At 64.6% G+C, this 19,677-nt stretch carries 12 protein-coding genes; 11 read left to right on the top strand and 1 reads right to left on the bottom strand.

Annotation, left to right across the window (positions count from 1 at the left end; genetic code table 11):
• Positions 1 to 14 precede the first annotated feature (14 nt).
• Together A4U64_RS04040 and A4U64_RS04035 are read left to right on the top strand one after the other, a co-directional pair.
• Entirely contained in the window at positions 15 to 752 is a 738-nt protein-coding gene (locus tag A4U64_RS04040; RefSeq protein WP_072635971.1) for a DUF4255 domain-containing protein, read from the top strand.
• A complete protein-coding gene (locus A4U64_RS04035) occupies positions 749 to 2,773 on the top strand; it encodes an ATP-binding protein (protein ID WP_065922229.1) in 2,025 nt (674 codons plus the stop codon). The genes A4U64_RS04040 and A4U64_RS04035 overlap by 4 nt, the downstream gene beginning before the upstream one ends.
• An 8-nt stretch (positions 2,774 to 2,781) precedes the next feature.
• Here A4U64_RS04035 and A4U64_RS04030 read toward each other — a convergent pair whose 3' ends face one another.
• Positions 2,782 to 4,773, bottom strand: coding sequence for a hypothetical protein (locus A4U64_RS04030; RefSeq protein WP_157127569.1), 1,992 nt, complete (start codon positions 4,771 to 4,773; stop codon positions 2,782 to 2,784).
• A 1,912-nt stretch (positions 4,774 to 6,685) separates the two neighbouring features.
• Here A4U64_RS04030 and A4U64_RS04025 point away from each other — a divergent pair.
• The 9 genes from A4U64_RS04025 (at position 6,686) to A4U64_RS29150 (ending at position 17,314) form a co-directional block, all read left to right on the top strand.
• Entirely contained in the window at positions 6,686 to 8,170 is a 1,485-nt protein-coding gene (locus tag A4U64_RS04025; RefSeq protein WP_198163388.1) for a peptidoglycan DD-metalloendopeptidase family protein, read from the top strand.
• Positions 8,167 to 8,661, top strand: a complete 495-nt coding sequence (locus tag A4U64_RS04020; RefSeq protein WP_050035726.1) for a hypothetical protein — start codon at positions 8,167 to 8,169, stop codon at positions 8,659 to 8,661. Before A4U64_RS04025 ends, A4U64_RS04020 begins: the two co-directional genes overlap by 4 nt.
• A gap of 26 nt (positions 8,662 to 8,687) precedes the next feature.
• Complete coding sequence (locus A4U64_RS28170; RefSeq protein ID WP_144415040.1) at positions 8,688 to 9,614, top strand: RsiV family protein; 927 nt, start codon at positions 8,688 to 8,690, stop codon at positions 9,612 to 9,614.
• Between the two features lie 123 nt (positions 9,615 to 9,737).
• Positions 9,738 to 10,466: an eCIS core domain-containing protein gene (locus tag A4U64_RS04010; protein WP_050036417.1), complete on the top strand. Its 729-nt coding sequence runs from the start codon at positions 9,738 to 9,740 to the stop codon at positions 10,464 to 10,466.
• A gap of 73 nt (positions 10,467 to 10,539) precedes the next feature.
• Positions 10,540 to 14,184, top strand: a complete 3,645-nt coding sequence (locus A4U64_RS04000) for a phage tail protein (protein WP_157127567.1) — start codon at positions 10,540 to 10,542, stop codon at positions 14,182 to 14,184.
• 519 nt (positions 14,185 to 14,703) lie between these two features.
• A complete protein-coding gene (locus A4U64_RS03995; RefSeq protein WP_065922225.1) occupies positions 14,704 to 16,239 on the top strand; it encodes a phage tail sheath family protein in 1,536 nt (511 codons plus the stop codon).
• A gap of 28 nt (positions 16,240 to 16,267) precedes the next feature.
• On the top strand, positions 16,268 to 16,720 hold the full coding sequence (locus tag A4U64_RS03990; RefSeq protein WP_050035730.1) for a phage tail protein: 453 nt from the start codon (positions 16,268 to 16,270) through the stop codon (positions 16,718 to 16,720).
• Positions 16,713 to 17,162: a hypothetical protein gene (locus A4U64_RS03985; RefSeq protein ID WP_231772565.1), complete on the top strand. Its 450-nt coding sequence runs from the start codon at positions 16,713 to 16,715 to the stop codon at positions 17,160 to 17,162. The genes A4U64_RS03990 and A4U64_RS03985 overlap by 8 nt, the downstream gene beginning before the upstream one ends.
• Positions 17,114 to 17,314, top strand: coding sequence for a DUF6760 family protein (locus A4U64_RS29150; protein ID WP_306430604.1), 201 nt, complete (start codon positions 17,114 to 17,116; stop codon positions 17,312 to 17,314). Before A4U64_RS03985 ends, A4U64_RS29150 begins: the two co-directional genes overlap by 49 nt.
• Positions 17,315 to 19,677 lie beyond the last annotated feature (2,363 nt).

Here is a 19,677-nt window from a genome sequence, read left to right as displayed (position 1 = left end):
GGCCGGTGGTCGCCGTGATATCCGATGTCGATGCAGCTCTCCGCCAGCTGATCGAGCACGAGGCGATCGATGACGCGGAGGTTGATGTCGTCTTCGACGCACCGACCAAGGACTGGGCGGCCCGCCGCACCGGTCCGACGGTCGACGTCTACCTGTACGACATCAGGGAAGACCTGCGCCGACGCCAGCGTGGCCTCGTGAACGAATACGACAACGGGCTCGTGCGCGCCCGGCATCTACCTCCCCGCTACTTCAAGCTCTCCTATCTCGTGGCCGCCTGGACCCAACGTCCCGAGGACGAACATCACCTGTTGGGTCGGTTGCTGACCTGCTTCCTGCGGCACGATGCACTGCCGGGGAGCCTGTTGTCCGGTTCGCTGGCCGACCTCGGGATGCCTGTTCCGGTCGCCGTCGCGCTGCCACCGCCCGAAGACCGATCGTTCGCGGACGTCTGGACAGCGCTCGGCGGTGAACTCAAACCGTCCCTCGACCTCGTCGTCAGCATGCCCACACCTACCGGTCGTGTGCACCCGGCCGCTCCACCTGCCCTTCGCACTCCGCGCCTGTCCGCTGAAGGGAAACACGGCTCGGTTCCTGGTGAGCAGAAGCGCAGACGCACGCCGGCGCCGGACGGCTCCGATCCCGTCCCGTCCGGCCTCGAGACCTTGCCGGAGGACGCACCTCCGGCGGACGGCGAGAGTCCGTCGATCACCATGCGCAAGGCTCGCCGCAAGCAGGGACGCAACGAATGAACTCGGACGCCAACCTGCGGGATCTGCTCGACCGGTGCGCCCTGATCGAGGCACGCGTCCGCATGGTCGTGACCCATCGGCGCAGTTACGATCCAACCCCCGACGACCCCTTCCGAGGCCTGTATCTGAGCGACGAATCCGCAGTGGCGTTGCTCGACGTGGTTCCACCCCCGCCGGAGTCCGACCGCGTGGCTCGCATCGCACTGGATCGCCGGGCCGACGCGGCAGAAGCGGCGGGCGGCGACCTGCGGCTGCGTCGGCTTGCCCGGTCCGCCGGGCTGTCCGACATCGATGTCGACGCGTTGCTGATGTGCATGCTGCCGGACTTGAATTCGCGGTTCGAACGTCTCTACGGCTACCTCAACGACGACGTCACGCGGCGGAGGGCGACGATCGGCCTGGTCCTCGAACTACTCGAGCTGTCCCCCATGACAGCCGAGCACCGCGCACGATTGGCGGCAGGGGCGCCGCTGATCGAAACCGGCCTCGTACTGGTGGAGGACGAGGAGCGCCCGTTTCTCACCCGGGGCCTGCGAGTTCCGGATCGTGTGACCCAGCATCTGCTCGGCGACGATCGCTGCGACCCGGAGATCGCCGATCTGCCTTTCGATGCAGGGCATTTCGAGTCTCCCGTGTCCGGCCGGATCGCGCGGACGATACGAACAGGCCAGCACTGCACCTACATCCGGGAGTCCATCGGGTCCGGCGCTCCTGCTGTTGCCGTTGCAGCCCTGGAGGCAGCAGGTCGCTCCGCCCTGTGTGTGGACGCCAGCCGGCTGCTCGAGCACCCCGACCCGGCCCGCGCGGTGGTTGGGCTGGGCCGAGAAGCGATGCTACGCGGAGCCGGGATAGTCGTGACACCCATGGACGCGCTGGCCACACACACGGCGATCATCCGGGCGTTGTGCGAACTGACAGCACCCGTCGTTGCGATCGGAACCGTCACCTGGGATCCGCGCTGGTCGGACAGCGTGCCGCTCCAGGTCGATGCGGAGCGCCTGTCGACCGAGGACCGAGCACACCTCTGGGCCGTCGCAGCCGGGGACAGCGTCGTCGACGGCTCCCTCACCGAGGTCGCGAACCAGTTCGTGCTGGGTCCGGCACAGATCGAACGTGCGGTTCGTTCGGCGCGTATATCGGCGAGCCTGACCGGCAGCACCCTCACCGGACGAGACCTGTGCCAGGGAGCGCGGGCGCAGAACGCGGCTGGGCTGGAGCGACTCGCCCGGCGCATCGAACCCTCGGTCGGCTGGGATGATCTCGTACTCCCCCACCGCGTCGTCGACCAGTTGCACGAGCTCACCGCTCGTGCTCGCTATCGGGAACGAGTCCTCACCGACTGGCGGATGCGGCCCGGTGGCGGACGAGGGCGTGGAGTCACCGCCCTCCTCGCAGGTGAATCGGGCACCGGCAAGACCATGGCCGCCGAGGTCATAGCCGGGGATCTCGGTCTCGACCTGTACTCGGTGGACCTGGCCGCGGTGGTGGACAAGTATGTGGGCGAAACGGAGAAGAACCTCGAACGCATCTTCGCGGAAGCGAGTGGCGTCAATGCCGTGCTGCTGTTCGACGAGGCCGATGCCGTCTTCGGCAAGAGGAGCGAAGTACGCGACGCGCACGATCGCTACGCGAACATCGAGAGTGCTTATCTGCTGCAACGCATGGAGAACTTCGACGGACTCGCCGTTCTCGCAACCAATCTGCGCGCCAACCTCGACGAGGCATTCGTCCGCCGGCTCGACGCCATCGTGGACTTTCCGACGCCCGACGAGGACGCACGGCGGGCGTTGTGGCGGCATTGTTTCGACTCACCGGTACCGTGCAGTGACGATCTCGATATGGACTACTTGGCCCGATCGTTCACGTTGTCGGGCGGCAACATTCGTTCCGCAGCCATCACCGCCGCCTACCTCGCGGCGGCGAGCAACAGCGCGATCGGCATGGAACATGCCATACCCGCGGTGCGTCAGGAATACCGCAAGCTCGGCCGACTCGTGCCGGAATCCGTCGCCGCCGGGTGATCCGATCGTCACGATTCGCTACTTCGGATGCACAATCCGCCGACACATCCGAGGAGGCACCCCACCACCACGAGCGGCAAACCGGTTCCTCCGGGCGCCGCAGAGAACTGCGCATCCGCGTAGACCGCGAATCCGATCGTGACAGCGATGGCAGCGAGGCCGGCAATGATGGTCATGCCACCCTTCGGACGCAGGATGCCGATCAGCATGAGCGCGATGAGCACGATCACGACCGCCCGAGCGATGGGTTGAGTCACGTAGGTGTAGTCGTCTCCGGTAGCGACGCTCATGATGTCGCCGATACCGGGGAACCGCCGCACGGTCAGCAGCGGAACCTGCTGTGCATCACCCGTCCATGGGAGAAACGCTCCGATCAACGCGATCAGGCCTCCAAGGAGGGTCGCGGCGATCCGGATCAGCGGAAGCAGGTCGTCCGAGGTCTGGGTGAGCACGGCGCCGGCATCCACGACGATTCCGCCGTCCTCGGCACCCACCTCGAGGTTTCGGACCTTGGCGTGCCCCATTCGCGGACGCGGCGCCCGGACGGTGACCTTCGCCCAACCGGCTTGCCCCGGGGGAATGTTCAACGTCGGCGGGTCGAAGGAGAACTGGACGGCGTTTTCGGGGTCGCGGCCCACCAGTCGCGCCCGGAGAGGCAAGGCCCTGCTCCTGTTGTCGACCACGACACGCAACTGTCCACGCGAACTGTTGTGCACGGTGAACTGTTCCGGCTCGAGCCGTATCCGAGCGAGGGTAATCGGCGCCGGGGACGCTGTCTGCACGAAGGCGCCCTGGGTCTTGACGGAACCGTCCTCGTTGCTTGCCACGACCCGGATCTCCCGGGAGACCGTCTCTCCGCCCGGCGGTGGTGGAGCGGAGACCGTCATCGCGACCCGCGACACCCCGCCCGGCGGCACTTCGAGTGCCCACGCCTCGAATTCGAATCCGACGGCGCGTTCCGGATCGGAACCGTTCAGCCGCACTTTCAGTGGTTGCGATCCACGGGTGTTGTCCACCGCTACACGGCAGCGACCGTGTGTGCGGTCCTTGACCGTGATCTGCTCGGGTTCGAGTCGGATTTCGGCTGTGGCAATCGGATTCGGCGAGGTCGTGTGTATCAGGGTTCCGTCTACGGTGGCCTCACTGGTGCCGTCGGTCGCGACGACCGTGAAGGGTTTGCTGGTTTCGGCTTCCTTCCGGGGAGCAACGAGTTGGGCGCGGATGCCGACCCGGCTCTCGGAACCGGCGCGGACATCGATCTTTGCTACATAGAACAAAACCCGGACCGATCCTTCCGGGTCTCGACCGGAGAGCCGGACATGTCGGTCGACGCCACCTTTGCGGTTGTCGATGATCAGCCATCCCTGCCCGTAGGGCGCGTCGGCGGCCTTGAGGGTGCTCGGTTCGAGCCGCAGCTGCAGTGCCGACACCTCTTGTTCGATCGTCAGATGCGTCTCGATCTCGGCCTGATCGTTCGCACCGCGGATCGTGGCGCGATACGACCGTGCCGAACCGGCCTCCGGTGGTGGCACGAGGACGGCGAGTCCGATCGGAACCGTCTCCCCCGGAGGAACTTCGATGACGTCGGCGGAGAACTCGAATTCGAGGAGATCCTCGGCGTCCGAACCGCTCAACTCGAAACGTTGAGGATAGTTGCTGCTTCGATTGTCGACCTTCAGCTCGACCTTCGCCGATGTCCCGTCCCGGAGCCTGACCCGCTCCGGTTCGACGTGGAGCTGAGCGGGGTCGCCGATCGGTGGCACCGTCAACGCCAGAGCGACGTCGATGGCGGCGTCAGGATCCTCGTCCGAATGTACTCGGATCGGTAGCGTGAACCTCTGAGCGGCAGGCCATCTGGGTGCATCGATCACGACGCTGATCGTGGCCGGCTTCTCCTCGTCGGGATAGAGGGCGATCGCGGGATGCGTCAGCTTCAACCAGCCCGGAGCATCGAGCGGCACCGCCCGGAAGCGATCGACGATCGTGGAGGTGTTGTGCACCCGCAGATCGAACGTGCCACCCCCTTCCGGATCGATCGTCAGCTCCGGAGTGACGATCTCGACGCGGGGAGGACGCGCCTCACCGTGACCGCCGGCGGAGCTCCGGCTCGGGGCGGAGGGGGCAGCACTTCGAACGTCCGAACCGGTAGCCCGATCCGGTGGACTCCAGGACGTCACCACCGGGATCTGGGACGTAAGTGTGCGCCCCTCATGGGTGCCCGATCCCGACTCGAACCCGACGAACCGTCCGCAGCGAACACAGAATTCGGCATTCGCCGCGTTGACGGTGCCGCAGTTGCCGCAGATGGGTGCGACATCCGCGTTCGAGATCCGTCCTGAATCGTCCATGTCAGCCGGCTTCTTACTCGACCTACCCGTCCCCCTACACACATCGATCTGCGGCGATCATCTTCGACCTGGTCCGCCTTCGGTCTGGCTTAGGCCGTCTACAGCGTTCCCGATCAATCGTTCCAGGGGGACAAATATAGGAGGAATCATCGTCCTCGGGCGTATAGCAGGTCCCATCAGGCAAGGGAATGCTTCCCAGCGGGCAGTCGGGAGGCTCGTAACATGTTCCGTCCGCTAGGGGATAGCTTCCCGGAGGGCAGTCAGGAGGCTCGTAACACGTCCCATCCGGCAACCGAGGACTACCATCCGGACACGGCTCCGGAGGCTCGTAACACGTCCCATCCGGCAACCGAGGACTACCATCCGGACACGGCTCCGGAGGCTCGTAACACGTCCCATCCGGCAACCGAGGACTACCATCCGGACACGGCTCCGGAGGCTCGTAACACGTCCCATCCGGCAACCGAGGACTACCATCCGGACACGGCTCCGGAGGCTCGTAACACGTCCCATCCGGCAACCGAGGACTACCATCCGGACACGGCTCCGGAGGATCCACAATCGGCGGACAGGTCTGCCCCGCCTGCACCGTAGTTCCATCCGGGCACGTGGTTCCTGTAGTTCCGGGATTCGGTGTTCCCGGTCCGGGGCTTGGTCCGGGGCTTCCCGGCTTGTGAGGCTGAGTCCCCGACCCCGGCGGTACCTGCGGAATCGGGACGCATGGGCCGGTCGGGTGCTGCAGACGCTGCTCTCCCTCAGCGCATTCCGGCGGTGGTGGCGCCTGGGTCGGAATTTCTGGGAAGAAGGAGATGAGGCTGACGCGCCAGTCGTTCCCTTGTTTGACAGCAGCGACACGGTCCACGCGCATGTCGCTCTCCTCGAGAACCGCCCCGTCCGACGCCGTCACCTTCTGGTTCAGCATCACCGCACGCTCGACGGCGTTTTCGGAGTCCTTCGGGTGCTCTCCGAAGATCACCAGGGCATCGGCGATCACCGAAGCATCCGCGGCTTTCCATTCGTCCCACCACACGCTGGTTCCGCGTTCACTGGAGTGATTCGCTGCCGCGAGCTCGGGAGTCAGATACTTCGATGCCCGCTCGTAGGCGTCGCGTGTCGAGGCGTCCGTCGTCGGATACCACGTGAACATGGTTTCGAGGGCACCTTCGATGGCGTCTCGGGCTCCGTCCGGAAGTGAGTCTTCGTCGGTCCCCGTCCATGCCGACTGCGGATCCGGTTCTCCGCCTCCGCACGCCACGACGAACCCCAGCGCTGCGATCAGCGCTACGAATGCCGAGAGGAAGCGCAGCGATCTCATCAACCCTCCTGGGAGTCGATCGTCGCACGCTCCATGGTCGAAGAGCGCTGGCAAGCAACAGAATGCCCGATCGGGAACGGCAGTCGGAACGTTCGAGCAGGCATACCGGACAGCGGGGGCACGGATCCTCGACGAAAGGGCCGAACCGGCCGGCAACCCTGCCGTTGTAGAACAGGTCTGGTGATAGTTGAAGCCGTACAACGGATGCGATCGAGTCCACAAAATGCCGGCGGGATCCATGCCATGAGAATGCGTCGTGCACTCGGACGGCTCGCGGGCCTGCTCGTGGTCGTCCTGACAGTTGCATTGGGTCAACCGGGACCGGCGTTCGCCGACACCGGGGCGGGTGTCCCGTGCCCCATGAACCGGAAACCGGTCGCGGACGGCACGTTCGTCGTCTCGTCCCCGTTTGGTGCCCGAAGTGGGGGTTTCCACCAGGGCGTCGACATGGCCGGGGATGCCGGAACCGACATCTACGCAGCTCTCGACGGCACCGTCTCGGCGGCCGGGCCTGCCAGTGGCTTCGGGCAATGGATCGTGATCGACACACCGACACGTACCGGGGTCGTCTCCACCGTCTACGGGCACATGTACCCCGACGGCGTGCTGGTGCGCACCGGTGATCCGGTGAGGACCGGGCAGCACATCGCCGACATCGGATCCAACGGCCAATCCAGCGGACCGCACCTGCACTTCGAACTGTGGGAGGGCGGGCGCTTCAACGGTCGAGCCGTCGACCCCGCTCCCCTGCTCGACGAGGGCGCATCGTCGGGTTCCTCCGTGGTGGAACTGGTGGCCGCCACCACCGACTGCTCCGTCGGTGTTCTCACCCCCGGACTCGTCCCGCCCGAGTTCGTACCGTGGCTGCTGAAGGCCGGCGTGATGTGTTCGGGTATTACCGCACCGCTCCTGGCGGCGCAACTGGAGGCGGAGAACGGATTCCGGCACGGCCCTTCGGCCCCCGTCTCGTCGACGGGAGCCCGCGGCCCGGCACAGTTCATGCCTGCCACGTGGACGACCTGGGGCAAGGACTACGACGGCAGCGGACCTCCCCCGGACGTCAACAGCATCGCTGACGCTGTGATGGCCCAGGGCGCGCTGATGTGCGAGAACCACCGATCAAGCGCCGACGCCATCTCCACGGGCCGTGTGGTCGGCGATCCGGTGGCCCTGGCGCTCGCCGCCTACAACGCCGGATTCGGTGCGGTGCTGGAGGCGGGAGGCATGCCCTTCGGTGGGGAGTACACCACCCAGACACAGCCCTACGTGAAGAAGATCCTCGAGCGCGCCATGGCGTTCGCGGCCGCGCCCTGGGCGACGGGGACGACCCCACCGCCGCCGACCGAGGCGCCGCAGCCCGATGTCGGCGACCGGATCGTCGAGGTGGCCCGGACCCTCGAGGGGACATCGTGGGTCTGGGGCGGCGGCAACATTGACGGCCCGACCAGGGGTGGTATCGACAGTCCCGGCCTCACCCGGCATGCGGTGGCGCAGGCAACGGACGGCAAGGTCGTGTTGCCACGTTCGACTCAGGAACAGTGGGAGATCGGCGACCCCGTTCCGGTCAACGAACTCGACCCCGGGGACCTGGTCTTCTCAGGGTGGAACGAGTTCGACATTCCCACCCACGTCGGGATCGCGGTTGGCGGCGGCAAGATGGTGCACGCCTCGACCGACAGTGGCGTGACCGTCTCGAACTTCGACCCCGAGTCGGAGGGGCGGCGAGTGACATGAACCTCGGGAAGTGCTCCGGATCGCTGCTCGCGTCGTGCGCAGTGGTGCTCATCGCGTCCGGATGCGGGGAGAGTGTCCAGGGAACGGCCACTCCGGACATCGACCGGGAGGATCCGCTCGTCGTCATCGAGACCGCACTGGAGACGATGTTCACATGGAGGCCGGCAGAGGACGAATCGGGAGCAGCCGCACTGGAGCGGGCCGCACCGTACCTCGGTCCCGAACTCGGGTCCCAAACCGTCGTCTCTCAACCAGGACCCGGATCACAGTGGGAGCAGTGGAAACGCGACCAGGCGACCGTCCGCGCGGACGCCGCCTTCCTCGCCGACGAGCATCCCCCCGACAGCGACGACACCGTCCACCGTGTCGTCTCGATCAGACAATCGGCAACGACACCGAACGACCTGCTCATCGACGAGAACGAACACGTCGCATGGGCGATTGCGACCAGAGGTGACGACGGATGGCGGCTGACGTCGCTGCAGTTCTGATCTTCCTGTAGAGATGGGATCCCGGCATGCTCGAGAACGGCGGACGGATCTTCACCGCTGCGGTCGGTGTGGTCGCTCTCGTGGTGGCAGTGATCTTCGTCGGCCACGGTCTCCTTACCGGCCCTACTACACCTTCGGCAGTCTCCGACACGTCCATCGCCGCGAACGCACCGCCGGGTGAAGCCGACTCCAGCGCAGCGACGGGTGGCCCCGACCACCCACCTGAGGGAGGCGGAGCGCCCGACTCCGCACCAGCACCGGAGCCCAGCACCGTACCGGGACCGTACGGGAACGGCGGCGCAGGCGGAGGTGGCGCTGGCGGAGGCGGCGGAGGTGGCTCCGGCACCGCCACCCCGGAGCCCTACACCGACGCCTCGACCGAAGTCGTCACGCCGAATCCCGTACCTGTCGATGTCGTCCTCCCCCAGATCACCGGGGGCGACCCCGCCGTCACCGATACCTTCAATGCAGCGATGCGCGCCGCTCTGGACGACCGCATCGCGGAGGTACGGGCAGGTGGTCGATTGACCGGCTCGGACGGCGAGGTCGCCCATATCGGCGAACGCGTCACTAGTGGCGTGCTACTGGTGACAGCCGAATACGAGGAGTCCGCAGAGGACTTCGCAGACACCGTCGTGGTCGGCATCGACTCCGGTGACGTACTCACGCTCGACGAGATTTTCACCGACACCGCTGACGGCCTCGATCGTCTTGTTGCCGTCTCCCGCGAACTCGGCCCGAGCACCGACGCGGGCGCCTCGTTCGACCTGAATGCCGTCAGCGCCGACCCGGCATTGTTCTCTCGCTGGCTTGCGACCCCCGACGGGATGCGGATCTACTTCGCCGAGGGATCCGTCGCACCGACCTACTCCGATCTTGTGGAACTCACCGTGCCGTGGGAGGAACTGAGTACTGTGCTCGACCCGGACATGCATGCAGTCCTCACCAGCTGAGAATCCTGCCCGATCAGATGCACGTTCGGGCAGTCATCGTTGCCCGAACGGCCACGCCTTCGCATCTTTCGTACAGCTGGAGAACGGTGGATGTTCGGTGCGTACCGACGGAAGCGAGAGACCATGCGCACGCACGAGACAGATCACGACGGCGATGCGGAGCTGCGTCCCAAGGCTTCGCGACTCGACGAACCGAACTCGGCTCTCGCTCTGAGAGCGGCGTTGTCCGGACGTCTGGACGTCGCCGGACCCGAAGGCATGGCCGGGTTGCAGCGTGTCGTCGGCAATGCCGGAGCGTCGGCACTCCTCGACGAGGACCGTTCGCCCGTGCACGACGTCGTCGCCTCTGCGGGAACACCGCTGCCCACCGACCTGCGCACTGAGATGGAGGGCCGGTTCGGTCAGGACTTCGGAGACGTGCGCGTCCACAGCGACGGAACAGCGCACGAATCCGCGAAATCCGTCAATGCACAGGCGTACACGGTGGGTTCGGACATCGTCTTCCAGAACGACAGGTACGACCCCGGATCGGACACCGGCAAGCACATGATCGCTCACGAACTGACGCATGTCGTGCAGCAGCGCAATGGCCCTGTCGACGGCACCGACGCCGGCGGTGGGGTACGGATCAGCGATCCCTCGGATCGGTTCGAACGCGACGCCGTCGCGAATGCCGAGCACGTCATGGCCGCACCCGCTCCCACGACCGCGCCCTCCGGCGCACTCCAGCGAACCACGGAAGAGGGATCCGCTGCCGTGCAGCGTGAGGAGGCCGCGGAGGAAAAGGAAGACGAAACCGCCCAGACCTTCGTGCAGCGTCAGGAGGAGGAGTCCGAGGAAGAATCGGCGTGATGCCATGACTGCACCCACTCGAGTCACGAGATCCGTTGCCCCGGAACGCACTCCTGCGCGATCGGCTGCTGCTGTGCGGTCGGATTCCAACTCACTACGCCGCTTGCAGTCCGCCGCGGGCAACCACGCCGTTGCGTCTCTCGTCACCCAGCGTCTCGACGCCGGACCCGTCCAGAGCGGTTGCGTTGCGCCACCCGTAGAACCGACACCGGCTGATCCGCAGAAGGATCCGCAATGGGCCCACGCGAAACATGAGATCGAGACCAAAGCCGATGCAACCAAAGCGCATCCCCCTGCCTCGAAGGAAGTGGGCGAGGCACAGAACGCGGCCGTCGCGCCACCCGACGACAAGGAAGCCCAGGCCAAGGCCGCTCACACCGGCAAGATGGACGCCGCGAAGCCAGGAGGCTTCGACAAGGCGGGCTTCATCGCCGCGGTGAAGGCCGCGATCGCGGCGAAGGCTCCGAAGAACCTGGACGAGGCGGACAAGTTCGCGCAATCCGGCAAGGCGGATCAGGTCAAGAACGAGGTGATGAGCAAGGTCACCGGAGGGAAGCAGGCGTCCGCCCGAGAAATCAAGGATTCGACCGAGGCGACACCGGATACCTCCACTGCGAAGGACAAGCCGGTCACACCGCTTCAGCCACCCCCGTCGCCGTCCGCGCCTCCACCACCGGATCCGAAACTGTTGGCACCGAAACCTGCACCCGACGACCAGACGAGACTGGGTGCGGACAGCTGCGCCACCGACCACAAGATGGCGGAAGCCGGGGTCACCAAGGAACAACTCGCCAAATCGAACGAGCCCGAGTTCACCGGTGCACTCGAGGCGAAGAAGACTGCCGAGGAGCACGACGCGAATGCGCCCGCTGCTGTGCGCGAGAAGGAAGCTCAGGTCATCGCCGGCGCCACTGCGGATGCCGATGCCACGGCGAAGACCGGATTGAGTTCGATTACCGCCTCGAAAGGCAGTGCGCTGCAAGCCGCCGGTGCGGGCAAACAGGCCACAAAGTCCGCCGACGAAGGGGAACGAAGCCGGATCACCGGCGAGATCAAGAAGATCTTCGACAAGACAAAGGCCGACGTCGAGGGGATCTTGACCGGTCTCGACAAGACCGTGTCCGAGCGGTTCGAGGAAGGTGAAAGGAAGGCCAAGGAAGCGTTCGTCGCCGACCACCAGGCCCGCATGGCTGCGTACAAGGCGAAGCGATACGGCGGTCCTGGTGGGTCCGCGTTGTGGTTGAAGGACCTGCTCCTGGACATGCCGCCCGAGGCGAACGCGCTGTTCCTGGAATCGAAGAAGCTGTACGAGTCGCGGATGGAGGACGTCATCGGCGGCATCGCCGATCTCGTGGGCTCCGAACTCGCACGTGCGAAGGCCCGGGTGTCCGAGGGGCGCGCACAGGTCCAGAAGTTCGTCGCGGAGCAACCCAAGAACCTTCAGAAGCTGGCCGGTGATGCCGCCAAGGAAATTGGTTCGCAATTCGAAGATTTGGAGAAGTCCGTCGACGAGAAGCAGGAGTCGCTCGTCGACGATCTGGCGGACAAGTACATCGAGGCACGCAATGCGGTCGACGAGGAGATCAAGAAGCTTCAGGCGGAGAACAAGGGATTCGCAGGCCAGGCCGCCGAGGCGATCGGCGGCGCTATCGACACGGTGAAGAAACTCAAGGACATGCTGCTCGGCGTCTTCACCCGAGCCGCAAACGCCGTCGAGAAGATCATCAAGGACCCGATGGACTTCCTCGGGAAGTTCGTCAACGCGGTCAAGACCGGCATCCAGAACTTCATGTCGAACATACTCACGCACTTGAAGAAGGGTCTGCAGGGCTGGTTGTTCGGTACCCTCGCCGAAGCCGGCATCGAGATCCCCGAGAAGTTCGACCTGAAGGGCATCATCGGTCTGCTGCTGTCCCTTCTCGGCCTCACGTGGACGTCGATCAGAACCCGGATCGTCAACGTGGTCGGCGAGAAGGCGATGAGCGCGATCGAGAAGGGTGTCGATTTCGTCAAGATGATCCTCACCGAGGGCGTCCCGGCATTGTGGAAGTTCATCGCGCAGAAGATCTCGGACCTGAAAGAACAGGTGATGAGTCGCATCCGCGACTTCGTCATCACCAAGGTGATCACGGCCGGCGTGACGTGGCTGATCTCGCTTCTCAATCCTGCGGCGGCGTTCATCAAGGCCTGCAAGATGATCTACGACGCCGTGATGTGGTTCGTGGACAATGCACAGCGATTGAAGGACTTCGTCGACTCCGTCCTCGACTCGGTCGAGTCGATCGCGGCCGGCGGGGTCGGCAAGGTGGCGGCTCTGATCGAGGGCACGCTGTCGAAGACCGTCCCGATGTTGATCAGCGGTCTCGCCAGCCTGCTGGGGCTGGGCGGGATCGCCGACAAGATCAAGAGCATCCTCGAGAAGGTGCAGACTCCCGTCGGCAAGGCCGTGGACTGGCTGATCGCCAAGGCGGTCAAGTACGGCAAGAAGTTCCTCGACAGGCTGAAGAAGTCCAAGCTCGGCAAGGCTGCGGCAAATATCAAGGCGAAGGCGAAGGCCGCCTACGCCACGGGTAAGGCTTGGGCGAAGAAGAAGTTCGAGGCGGGCAAGGCTTGGGCGAAGAAGAAGTACAAGCAGACACGGAAAAAAATTAGATCAGGTACTCGATCTATCGCCGACTACATCCGAGCGAAGTGCAAGGAGTTTATTAACATAAAGTTCCATTCCGAGTTCCGACCGAAATCGAGCCGGCAGGTTCATAAGTTATACAACCGACCAGGATCACCCGACAAGCTTTACGTCGCCTCATCCCCAACTCCCCTAGCCGACGCCTTCAAGAATTGCGACGCAACAGTAAGGTCGCAAGTTTCCGATCTTGAGGGGAAGTTTCGGGACGAGATGGCGCACTACCTAAATCGACTCAACACACTGAGTGGGCGAAGCGAAGATCAATTGGTCAAACTCGGAACTGCAGCGAAAGAAGAGCTCAGGCAGATCAAGGCCGCCGGCCGCCGAGCAGCAAGAGTTCAAAAAGGCATACTGGCACTAGCTCGGGAGCACTTGAAGGACGAGTCTGCAGGACCGGGCACACACGCACCCGGAATCGGGACGATCGCACCGTATGGCGCCAAGATTAGTAGCCTGCACGGCAAGAAGCCCATACCAGAATGGAAGATGATAGCGGAACACATAATTCCGGACGCATTTATCAGACGAGCACTCATGGGATTGAAGAAGGAAGGCGAGGTCACCGCCGAGGATACAGGGTACAAGCTGCAGCCGACCATTCTCCTATATGAGGAAGCCGCAAAGAAAAAGACACACGCCCTGAAATCGAGCACATCCGGACGAGGCGATCTCAGCTTGATTCGTTCGATGAGAAACATCGTAGGAATGATCCGCGATCGAGCCGGTGGATCCGGAAAAGATCTGCGAAAATCTCCGGTACCAGAAACACTTGCAACGAAGGCAGACTGGCGCGCTTACCTGAAAGATCAGTACTCACGTCGAGTGTCGCCACAAATATTACGCATTTCCATTGAAGCTTTGACACGCACCAAAGAGGCGGTCAAGTCGGAGCAGCAGTCCGTCAAGGATCGCCGCGGAGAAAATGCCGAACCTCGGCCATCCGATTCAGAAATTGATACCTGCTATCATTCCCAACTAAGAGTACTCGGGAAGGCCATCGAGGAGCTTGTCGCGAAAGCCGACTTTCAGTGAATGCCAACTTTTTCCCGAAACCGAGAATCCACACTTCGAAGCCCCTCGATGCCAACGTATTCCCCAGACTGAACAGTCAGCCCAGTTAGACCGAGTGATGCGCCGAATGGTCGGCGCACAGCAGCCTCGAACCTTCGACGCACAGACCCGTTGATCACTTGTCTGAGACAGTTTTTCACAGTGGTCAGATCCCACCGCGCGACCTTGGAGTCCAACGGGTGCCTCCAAGCAGCCGCGAGGCCAGCCAGGCCGCCACGAGTACTCGGTTATTGAACTGTGTATGCATCGCCACACGTCGACTCGGTGGTTACTTCCGGACGAACCAGAATTTCACTGTTTGCGAACGGGCACAGTGTTCGCGCTCATACCGTAGGGCCCTGAATCCTGCCTGCGGTCTCACGCGTTGTGCCCTTTCGCGCACTTCCCCCTACCCGACCGTCCGTCCCCCCGCATCTGTGCCGCTCCACAGAATCGGGCCACCATCAACCCATCTCACCGAACGCCATCCGAGGAGGCGCCATGCCGACCTACCTGTCGCCCGGGGTCTACGTCGAAGAGGTTGACTCCGGATCCCGGCCGATCGAAGGCGTCGGGACCGCCGTCGCCGCCTTTGTCGGGTTGTCGGAGAAAGGGCTGTTCAACGAACCGACCCTCGTCAGTAACTGGACCCAGTTCACCGGTCTCTTCGGTGGTTTCGTCGATGGCGCATGCCTCGCGCGGTCGGTCTATGCGTACTTCCAGAACGGTGGCGGCAACGCGTACATCGTTCGCATCGGCGACAGCAACGGCAACAGCGGTTCGAAGTCAGCTCCCAAGCCCGTCGAGGCTGCCCCGCAGGGCATTCTCGGCAACTTCCGTGTGCTCGCGATCGACCCGGCCGCAGCCGAATCCGGCATCGAAGTAGAAGTCGTGCCGAGTGACGCAGAGCCCGCGGACGGGACCTTCAAGCTCGTCGTCCGCAGGGGCGGTGAAACCGTCGAGGAGCATTCGGGTGTCACGCCCGGACGGGGCAAGACGAATGCCGCGACCGTCGTCAACGGCCAATCCCGGACGATCAAGCTCGAACAGATCCCCAACGCCCAGGCCTCCGACGAACTCGCCGTCGGCAAGAAGGTGACGCTGGCGGCACCCGCACAACCAGCGCTGCTGCCGTCCGCTCAACTCACGACCGACGACTACGTCGGTGACGTCTCGGAACGCACCGGTTTTTCCGGTCTCGAGGCGATCGACGAGATCACCATGATCTGCGTTCCTGATCTGGTCACCGCCTACCAGCGCAGCGCGATCGACCTCGACACCGTCATCTCCGTCCAGCAGGCCATGATCGCGCACTGCGAGCTGATGGGTGACCGGATGGCGATCCTCGACCCGCCGCCCGGCCTCAATGCGCAACAGATCAAGGAGTGGAAGAGCGACAAGGCAAACTACGACTCCAAGTACGCAACCCTGTACTGGCCGTGGGTGAGCACGGACGGTGGAACTTACCTCCCGCCTTCCGGTTTCGTCGCCGGCGTCTGGGCGCGCAACGACGACACGCGAGGTGTACACAAGGCCCCCGCGAACGAGGTGCTGCGCGGTGTCGTCTCCCTGCAGACGCAGATCACCCGTAACGAACACGACCTGCTCAATCCTGTAGGCATCAACTGCATCCGCTCGTTCCCCGGCCGTGGGATCCGCGTGTGGGGAGCCCGCACGCTGTCCTCCGATCCGGCCTGGCGCTATCTCAACATCCGCAGGCTCTTCAACTACCTCGAGGAATCCATCCTCAACGGCACGGACTGGGTCGTCTTCGAGCCGAACGATCAAGCGTTGTGGGCGAAGCTGCGCCGGACGATCAGCGCCTTCCTCGTCAACGAGTGGCGTAAGGGCGCACTGTTCGGCAGCACTCCCGACGAGGCGTTCTACGTCAAGTGCGACGAGGAGACGAACCCCGCCGAGGGAATCGATGCGGGTGAAGTGGTCTGCCTGATCGGCGTGGCCCCGGTGAAGCCAGCCGAGTTCGTGATCTTCCGACTGTCCCAGTTCTCCGGCGGCACCAGCCTGGTCGCCGAGTGATCGACGTATCGAACAGTGAGGAACCGCAATGCCTCTACCGGAATTCGACAGCTCGGTAGGCCACTCGTTCGGACTCGAGTTCGACGGGCTTCAGATCAAGGCCATCACCGAGGTGACCGGCCTGAAAATGGAACAGGACGTCATCGAGTACAAGTCCAACGAAGCGAAGGACGGAAAGTACCTCGTCAAGAAGCTTCCCGGACGTTGGAAGGCCGGTGAGGTCACTCTCACCCGGCCGCTCACCGAGGACCACGGATTCGACAAGTGGATCAAGGACTCTCAGCTGGGAAAGATGAAGGACGTTCGCAAGGGCGGCGCCATCGTGGTGTACGACTACGAAGGACAGCCCGTCAAGCGATACACACTCACCAATGCCTGGCCGAAGAGCCTTGAGGTCAGCTCTATGAAGGCCGGCGACACCAGCGTCATGACGGAGAAACTGGTACTGACCTTCGAACGCGTCGAGGTGGACGGTGCGTAGAACCAGCACCTCCACCCTGACAGTGGAGCACGAGCCGGACCGTTCGGCAGAAACTTCGGGTACCCGAGAAGCGCTGCGCACGGAATTCGGTTTCCTGTTGCCCCGTGGCTACATCGATTCGGCAGGCACCGTCCACCGCGACGGTGTCATGCGTCTCGCCACGGCCCGCGACGAACTCGTCTCCCAACGCGACGACCGGGTGCGGGAGGATCCGTCGTATCTGACGGTGGTGCTGATCAGTCGGGTCGTGTCCCGGCTCGGCGGCATCGAGGACGTGCACGCCGGAGTCGTGGAGAACATGTTCGCGTCCGACCTCGCCTTCCTCCAGGATCTGTATCGGCGGATCAATCAGGACGGGCACACCCGGGCGGGCGTCACCTGTCCGGAGTGCGGATGCGACTTCGCCGTCGACATCGCCGGGGGCCGCCTGGGGGAATCGTGACGTACGGGACCGAACGTCTGCACGCCGAGGTCGCGTACATCGCCTATCACCTGCATTGGTCGTTCGACACGATCCTCGACCTCGAACACGCAGATCGGCAACGGTATGTGCGCTTGAGCCGGAACTTGGCGCCGGAATCCGCGAGGAGGTGAGCGATGACCATCCGATGGCCGTGGCAACGCCGGTCGGCCGAACCGGCCCGGACACCGCCCGAACGTCCGGACGTTCGCCCCTCGCGGACCTCTCGCGAACGGCTGTCGTTGCCCCCGGTGCAGCGGGTGGTCGAACCGATCGAGTCGACCACACAGTTCGACGGATTCACTCGAACGCTCACAACCTCCCGATCGCCGGCTCTCGTCGAACCGCTCCCGACGGTCGGCGCCGGTGTGCCGTGGTTGTCGCTGACCGCGGCCCCTACGTCTACGCCGGTGTCCCGGCACGACGGTCCAACCCCCCACACCGTCGCACAGCGGCACCACCGGCCCCCGGGCTCCCTCCAGCGAGCAAGGGTCGGTGCCGTGCCGTCCACCCCCACCGACACGGCTCCGCCGCCTGCTCCCGTTCGTCACCTCGACTCGTCGCCCGTATCGAACGAGGTACCCGGTGCACATACCGAGATCGACGAGATGGTCACTGCGTCGCCACCGGACGACGAACGGGCACTCCCTACTGTTTCGACGTTCCCGGTCGACGAGCTTCCGGTGGGACGGATCCTGCCTCTCTCTGCCCACGCGGGCCACCAGGATTCGGACCCCGCGGAGGTTGTGCAGGACCGGCCCGTGGATCCACCGTCGGTGCTGCAGCCCGAGGTCGCACAGCGAGTATCCATCGAGCCACGCCCGCAGCCCCAGCTCGAACCGCAACCGCAACGGACGCGGGCGCGTCCCCCGCATCACGAATCGCCGCACGTGGAACGGCAGAGCATCGATCGGCTTCCTCCCCCGCGCGAGCAGCCACTCCGCCGTCCCGTCCAGCGATCGGCGGCAGAAGTATCGGCGCCGTGCCTCGAACGTTCGTCATCGCCTCCGACCCCGGGGCCGGAACCGGCTCCGGCTCCGGACTCGACCGAGCATCCCGCCACACCCGAACCCCACCGTCGCCCCATTCGCCTCGACATCCGAGCCGATGACACCGCGGTCGAGACGGTGCAGCCCACACTCGACCTACCGTCGGTGCAGACACCCCCGCCTGAAGAACCTCGCCCTGCGAGCACACCGATCCCCGAACCGCTGCGTGCACCTCGTTCGGCGCCCACGTCCCTGCCCTTCGAAGAGCGCGTTGTCCAACGGGTCATCCCGTCACCCGAAGCCGTCACTTCACACGAGACCGTCATCCCGCACGACCTCGTCTCTGCGCCCCGCGTAGTCCCGGAGAGAGCGTCCCCGTCGTCGTCCTCGGTCCCTGCACCTCCGATAGTGCAGCGCGACGTTGTTCCGGTTCCGGATCCCGGAGACAGTCCGGATCCCGAGCCGAGTCCGACCGTCACGGGCCCGGTCCTCGAGGCGAGTGAACCCGCCCCGATTGTCCCCGTGGTCGCTCGTCACACCGCCGCTCCCGACCCGGTCGAACATCGATCTCGCGGCGAAGAAGCTCCGCTGCAGGTCGCCCCGAGCGTCCAACGGGTCGACGACGCTCCCACGAACGGAGCGTCGAGTCGATCGCGAACGCCTGATCCGGTTCCGAACCGAGCACCGGACGTCGATCCCTCGCCTACCCGGACCGTCCCCACCGTCTCGAGAAATTCCGAGACGCCGATCGACGCAACCAGCCCTACAAGCTCTCCTGTGCAGCCGATTTTGACAGACGAGATCGAGTCGATCGAGGCATCCGAGAACCCGGCCGATACGTCGAGCATCGCTGATGACATGACGCCGGTGCCGGACGATGTCGCGTCCCGGCCGGTGGTTCCGACACATCCCCTACCACCGACACCGACACCGACACCGGAGACGGTCCGCTCCAGCTCTACCGACCGAAGAGAACCACTCGTCCCACCGCATCGGATCCCGTTGCAGCGGAACCTCACATCTGAAACCGTCACCGCTCCTGCTGCGCCGCAACCCCACCCGACTACGTCGGTGCAATTCGTCCCGGATCCTCCTCACACAGCGGTGCAGGATGAGCCGGTTCCGCTCATGCGAGTAGCGGCCGTTCCTGCCGATCCGCCCGGGACGCCCGGCGCCCCGCCCCACCGCAACGCGGGCCATGACGTAGACCCAAGCCCCTCCGCACCCATGGTCACCCTTCGCGGTGCACCGAACCCACCGATCACAGTCCAGCGACACACCGGCACTTCGCAACCCGCAGGTATCGGATCGCCGATCACGGCTCCGGCGCCGGGACCGCTCTCCGGCGGAATCGACCGACCGGTGTCGCTTCGGGAGATGTTCGCCCACGTCGCACGTGAGGTCGACGACGACGACGTCGAGCCGACACGGCAAGCCCCCGTCGCTCAGCGCCTGGAGGAGCCTTCCCCTCCATCCGAGCCGGCTTCGACCACAGAACCACACCCTCC

The organism is Rhodococcus sp. WB1 (genome assembly GCF_001700945.1).
Taxonomy (GTDB): domain Bacteria; phylum Actinomycetota; class Actinomycetes; order Mycobacteriales; family Mycobacteriaceae; genus Rhodococcus; species Rhodococcus aetherivorans.
Note: the sequence above shows the minus strand (reverse complement) of the source record. Positions and strands in the feature narration are given on the sequence as shown.

Coding starts and splice junctions, on each gene's coding strand:
- A4U64_RS04035 (WP_065922229.1), top strand. CDS start 749: ATGAACTCGGACGCCAACCTGCGGGATCTGCTCGACCGGTGCGCCCTG.
- A4U64_RS04025 (WP_198163388.1), top strand. CDS start 6,686: ATGCGTCGTGCACTCGGACGGCTCGCGGGCCTGCTCGTGGTCGTCCTG.
- A4U64_RS04020 (WP_050035726.1), top strand. CDS start 8,167: ATGAACCTCGGGAAGTGCTCCGGATCGCTGCTCGCGTCGTGCGCAGTG.
- A4U64_RS28170 (WP_144415040.1), top strand. CDS start 8,688: ATGCTCGAGAACGGCGGACGGATCTTCACCGCTGCGGTCGGTGTGGTC.
- A4U64_RS04010 (WP_050036417.1), top strand. CDS start 9,738: ATGCGCACGCACGAGACAGATCACGACGGCGATGCGGAGCTGCGTCCC.
- A4U64_RS03995 (WP_065922225.1), top strand. CDS start 14,704: ATGCCGACCTACCTGTCGCCCGGGGTCTACGTCGAAGAGGTTGACTCC.
- A4U64_RS03990 (WP_050035730.1), top strand. CDS start 16,268: ATGCCTCTACCGGAATTCGACAGCTCGGTAGGCCACTCGTTCGGACTC.
- A4U64_RS29150 (WP_306430604.1), top strand. CDS start 17,114: ATGCGACTTCGCCGTCGACATCGCCGGGGGCCGCCTGGGGGAATCGTG.